At 67.7% G+C, this 1,673-nt stretch carries 1 protein-coding gene; it reads left to right on the top strand.

What is annotated here, in order from left to right; all coding sequences use genetic code 11:
* The first annotated feature begins 71 nt into the window (after window positions 1–71).
* Window positions 72–1,642 (top strand): IS3 family transposase gene (locus IM725_RS19900; RefSeq protein ID WP_193782379.1). Its coding sequence is split into 2 segments (ribosomal slippage): window positions 72–501 and window positions 501–1,642, totalling 1,572 coding nucleotides; the frame shifts between segments, so codons are not numbered across the junction.
* The last annotated feature ends 31 nt before the right edge of the window (window positions 1,643–1,673 follow it).

Genomic DNA, 1,673 nt, shown 5'->3' with positions numbered 1-1,673 from the left:
CTCCCCCCGCGTCAGAATAGTTGTCGCCCCGATAGAAATCGAGGACTCGGGGGCGATGACGAGAGAACGAATTGGCAAGGTACGGCAAGGCATTCAAGGAACGTGCGGTGGCGAGGTTGCTGCCGCCGGAGAGCGCAGCGCCCGATGCGGTGGCGCGAGAGGTCGGAGTGAGCGTGGATACGCTGGAGCGCTGGAGGTCAGAGGCGCTGTCCAGACCCGCTCGCGAGCGGGTCTGGACAGCGGCGGCCCGCCTGGAGGCGGTGATCACCACGGCGCCAATGGACGAGACCGCTCGTGCGGCCTGGTGCCGCGCCCAGGGCGTGTACCCGCAGGAGTTGGCGCAGTGGCGTGAGGCCGCTACCGCAGCGTTGACGCAGCCGGAGGAGGCACGCGCGGCGCCTTCGCAGGCAAAGCAGGATCGCCGCCGCATCAAGGAGTTGGAGCGCGAGCTGCATCGCAAGGAGAAGGCTCTGGCGGAGGCAGCAGCGTTGCTGGTGCTGTCAAAAAAGCTCGAGGCGATCTTCCCCAAGGACAGGGGCGTGGCCGAATGATCGGCCTGGAAGATCGCCAGGCATTGGCCCGGGACATCGAAGCAGCACATGCCAGTGGTGCGCGTTTGGCGGCAGCCTGCGAGCTGGCCGGCATCAGCGTGCGTACCTTGCAGCGCTGGCGGGCCGCAGAAGGCCTCCAATCGGGCGATCGCAGGCCCAACGCGAGACGACCCACACCGGCCCATGCCCTGAGTCCCGAAGAGCGCCAGTGCCTGCTGGCGGTGGCCAACGAGCCGCGCTTTGCCGACATGCCGCCGGCGCGCATCGTGCCCATGCTGGCCGACGAGGGCGTGTACCTGGCCAGCGAATCCAGCTTCAGCCGCGTGCTGCGCGCTGCCGGCCAAAGCCGCCATCGTGGGCGCGCCAAGGCACCGCGCGCGATGAGGCCGCCCACCACGCACGTGGCCACGGCGCCGCGGCAACTGTGGTGCTGGGACATGACGTACTTGCCCGCAGCGGTGGCCGGACGCTGGTTCCACCTGTACTTGATTCTGGACGTCTACAGCCGCAAGGTCGTCGGCTTCGAGGTGCACGACAGCGACGAGGCCGAGCACGCCGCGCACCTGGCCCGGCGCACGGCACTGGCCGAAGGCATCCACGCCCTGGCGGCCAAGCCCGTGCTGCACGGCGACAACGGCTCGACGTTCAAGGCCACCACGGTATTGGCAATGCTGCACTGGCTGGGTGTGAAGCCCTCGTACTCACGGCCACGCGTAAGCGACGACAACGCCTTCGTGGAGAGCTTGTTCCGCACGGCGAAGTACCGACCCGAGTTTCCATCGCGCGGCTTCGTCGATCTGCAGGACGCACGTGAGTGGGCTGCGAACTTCGTGCATTGGTACAACCATGAGCACCGCCACAGCGGCATCCGTTACGTCAGCCCTGCGCAACGTCACGCAGGTGCCGATCGGGACATCCTCGCCGAGCGCGATGCGGTGTACCAGCAGGCCCGCGAACGACATCCGCGTCGCTGGGCACGCGGCACCCGCAACTGGTCGCCCATCGAGTTCGTCACGCTCAATCCGGAGCGCGAGAGAGCGGTCCGAGCCGGCGCAGCCCCGGAGGTCCATATCGACCAAATGGCTGCATGACTGAGGCGACAACTACCTTGACACGCGCCGT

Origin of the sequence: Ramlibacter aquaticus (assembly GCF_015159745.1) — a bacterium.
GTDB classification, from domain to species: domain Bacteria; phylum Pseudomonadota; class Gammaproteobacteria; order Burkholderiales; family Burkholderiaceae_C; genus Ramlibacter; species Ramlibacter aquaticus.
This window is presented reverse-complemented; position numbering and strand designations above follow the sequence as displayed.